Source organism: Mesotoga sp. UBA5557 (assembly GCF_002425715.1).
In the GTDB taxonomy this organism is placed as follows: Bacteria; Thermotogota; Thermotogae; order Petrotogales; family Kosmotogaceae; genus Mesotoga.
In genome coordinates this window covers 1-1,290 of the sequence record NZ_DIMV01000060.1, presented here as the reverse complement: position 1 = coordinate 1,290, position 1,290 = coordinate 1, and the positions used below count along the sequence as shown (strand labels likewise).

At 46.0% G+C, this 1,290-nt stretch carries 1 protein-coding gene; it reads left to right on the top strand.

Annotated features, from left to right (window positions below; translation table 11 throughout):
• The coding region (locus B3157_RS07905) for an InlB B-repeat-containing protein (RefSeq protein ID WP_292589985.1) at positions 1-1,074 on the top strand (1,074 nt) is incomplete at its 5' end.
• Positions 1,075-1,290 lie beyond the last annotated feature (216 nt).

The window sequence follows — 1,290 nt, the reverse complement described above, 5'->3', positions numbered from 1 at the left end:
CTGAAGACGTTCGAGGTAGTGGCGACGGCCGGCGAGAACGGCACGATCACTCCGGAAGGTACGCAGACAGTCGAATGTGGCGACGATATCCAGTTCACTTTCACTCCCGACGAAGGCTACGGCGTTGACCAGGTAACGGTAGATGGTGCTCCCGTCGATGTAATCGGTTCTCCAGATACAACCGATAAGACCTACAATCTTGAAGATATACGTGACAATCACGCTATAGACGCTACTTTCAAGCAGGTCTTCTTTGTAACCGAGTTTGATTTCCAGGGTCAGAGTCCTTTGGGAAATAGATATGACGTACATATCGAAGTCGATCCGGAAGTCACTCTACTGAAATTCTCTTATCCTGGCGACGATACTGAACTTCCTGTTGCAGAAGCTGCAGTGGTCGGTGGAGTAGCGAATATCGATAATTTCTTCACGCTTGATGATGCAGATTTCCTTATGATAAAAGCCTTCACGGCCGATGGCAATCTTCTGGCAGAGATAGTGGTGGAACTGGATTACAGCGAAGCCTTCCTGAAGGTTGCAACATTTACTCCAAAGAAAGAATGGTCTTTGCCATCCGCAATTATCTATGACGTTCATATCGAAGTCTCTGACAATGTGGATAAGGTCGAATTCGCGTATCCCGGTAATCCAGAGGCCGAACCGATACCTGCAATGGCCGTTCCCGTCGGTGGAGTAATAGACATAGAGATGAACTCTGTAGATTTCGATGCAGAAGAAATAACCGTCATGGCATACAGCGGCGCTGAGCTGCTGGTTTCCAAGAACTTCGATCTCCTGAAAGTTATAGAGGTGACCTGTGAGTTTGTCGCTGATTATCTGATCTTGGGTATTTCCGAGTTCAAGTTCACTGTGGCTGTTAATTCACCTTTCTGTGCCTTCATTGCATTCGTTGCAGATGGCGATATACAGGTGGAAGGAAATCCTTTTGCAGTGGCTGATCTTGGAGCTTACGAGTTCCGCGTATTTGTGGATTCCGCATTGAACAGAGTTGACGTCATGGCTAAAGACGGTGCGGACGATAAAATAGCTGAGAGAAACATTGATCTTCCTTAGTAATAGTTTATTGTTGGTTCCAGAGAGTACTGAGTGGTGTTTATGGAATACAGGTTTTGCAAGTTAGTCTTTGTTATGATTGAGTTGAACCTAAAAAGGAGGTTGAGTTTGCATGCTTAAACGCAAGGGTTTCTACGGTCTCATACTGGCAATAGTCGTACTAACGCTTTTCTTGCCTGCATGTTTCAAACTTGGCGGAGAACCCTCGATTGATGC